This is a genomic window from Cyanobium sp. NIVA-CYA 375 (assembly GCF_056108345.1).
Genome location: NZ_JBSYHW010000161.1, coordinates 1 through 2,206, shown reverse-complemented (window position 1 = coordinate 2,206; position 2,206 = coordinate 1). Strand labels below are relative to the sequence as shown.

Annotated in this window: 2 protein-coding genes; both read right to left on the bottom strand. The window is 62.4% G+C overall.

All coding sequences use genetic code 11. From position 1 onward, the window contains the following. A partial coding sequence (locus tag AC01FP_RS17095) for a restriction endonuclease subunit S domain-containing protein (protein WP_474481885.1) occupies positions 1 to 348 on the bottom strand: 348 nt, incomplete at its 3' end. Continuing rightward, the coding region (locus AC01FP_RS17090; RefSeq protein WP_474481883.1) for a type I restriction-modification system subunit M at positions 345 to 2,206 on the bottom strand (1,862 nt) is incomplete at its 5' end. The genes AC01FP_RS17095 and AC01FP_RS17090, both read right to left, overlap by 4 nt.

The following is a 2,206-nucleotide window of genomic DNA, read 5'->3' as shown; positions in this document are numbered from 1 at the left end:
GCCTAGCTTAATGTACTTGATAACCCCACCAATGCTTAGCTTGCGCAGCTCTGCCAGATATGAATCCAGAAAGTGGTACAGATACCGGCAATCCAGAGATTGGGAGAATGGCTCAACGATGTAAGTCCGCTGGTAAGCATCAAAACGACCATTGTGGTACTTGACATTGAGATCGCCATTTCCTGCGACCAACACGCACTCGCATTCGTAGCTGAAGGAGTCAATTCTAAGCGGATTTATTGCGCAAGTAAAAAATGGATATTTCCCGTTCGGACTGCTTGCATTTGCGTCAAGCTTTCCAGTCCTGATTCTGGCCAGTTCTCCCAGCGCTACTTTTCCCACCTTCATCGCAGCATCCCCTCCAGCTCCTCGATCCCCTGCAGGATCTCCTGCTCGATCGCCCGCAGTTCCGCCAGAATCTCCAGCGGAGGGCGGTGCTCCACCTCCTCGTGGATCAGCTCCTTGTAGCGGTTGAGGCTGAGGTCGTAGCCCTGCTCAGCGATCTCATCCTTGGGCACGCAGAAGCTCTGGGCGGTGCGCTCCCGCTGGCGCTCAGCATCCTTGCGCTGCCGCCAGCGGGCCAGGCAGTCGGGCAGGTTGTTCTTGTCGTGCTCGCCTTCCGCTAGATCTTCCTTCGGTGAAGGCCCAAGCTTCTGCAGCGGCAGCAGCGGATTGCGCTTGTCGTCGAGGCTCCAGCCGTCGGCCGTCATGTCGTAGAACCACACCTGATCGGTGCCGCCCCGGCCGGTCTTGGTGAAGAACAGGATCGCTGTGCTCACACCGGCATAAGGGCGAAACACGCCGCTTGGCAGTGACACCACGCCTTCGAGGAAATGGTCTTCCACCAGGGTGCGGCGCAGTTCCTTGTGGGCCTTGCTGGAGCCAAACAGCACCCCATCGGGAACGATCACCGCAGCCCGGCCTCCGGGTTTGAGCAGCTGTAGGAAAAGGGCCATGAACAGCAGCTCGGTTTTCTTCGTCTTCACCACCCGCTGCAGCTTTCCGCTGGTGCTCTCGTAATCCAATGACCCCGCGAAGGGCGGATTGGCCAGGACCAAGGTGTACTTGTTTTCCTCGCTGGCGCTGTCTTCCGAGAGCGAATCGCGGTAGCTCACATCAGGGTTCTCCACCCCGTGCAGGAGCATGTTCATCGCGCCGATGCGCAGCATCGTGTTGTCGAAATCAAAGCCATGGAACAGGCCATGGTTGAAGTGCTCGCGCAACTCCGGATCGCTGAGAATTTCCGGGTGGTGTTCCCGCAGGTATTCGCCCACCGCCACCGGGAAACCGCAGGTGCCGCAGGCCGGATCCACCATCACATCCCGTGGGGTGGGCTCGGTCATCGCCACCATCAGCTCGATGATGTGGCGCGGCGTGCGGAACTGGCCGTTAGTGCCGGCGGTAGCCAGTTTGCCGAGCATGTATTCGTAGATATCGCCCTTGGTGTCGCGGTCCTCCATCGGCACCGCGTCGAGCAGCTCCACCACCTTGGTGAGCAGCCCCGCCGTGGGGATTGTGAAGCGCGCATCGCGCATGTGGGTGGCGTAGGCCGACTCCTCACCGCCGAGCTCGCGCAGGAACGGGAACACCCGCTCGCCCACCACGCGGTACATCGAGGCGGGATCTCCCAGCTCCTTGAAACGGCTCCAGCGCAGCTCACTCCAGGGGCGCCCCTGCTCATCAGCCCCCTCCGGGAAGATGCGGCGGCGCATCGGCTGCCCGGAACGCTGGCTGCGCCGCTCCTCCAGGGTTTCCAGTTCATCCAGCCGCCGGATGAACAGCAGGTAGGTGAGCTGCTCCAGCACCTCCAGCGGGTTGGCGATGCCGCCGCTCCAGAAGGCATCCCAGATGCGGTCGATCTGGTTGCGCAGCTCACCGGTGAGCACCGAGGCCGCCGTGGTGCCGGGGGCGATGGCGGCTTGGGGGGCGGCGGCTCCATTCCCGTTGGCGCTGCGGCGGGTGCGGGTGCCGGCTGCTGGAGCGACAGCTCGTGGAGGCGGGTCGATTCCAGGCGCTCTCAAGCCTCCGCCGGGGCCTTTCACCCCCTCCGCGGCGCCCAGGGCCACCACCTGGTTTTTGAGCTCCTTCAGCTCCTCATCGCCGATGGGCTCTCCAGCCTCCCGCTCCAGGGCTATGCGGATCTCGTCGTTCGTGATTCGGCTGCCATCCTCCGGAATCAGGGCGATCAGGTCGTTGACGAGGTCGG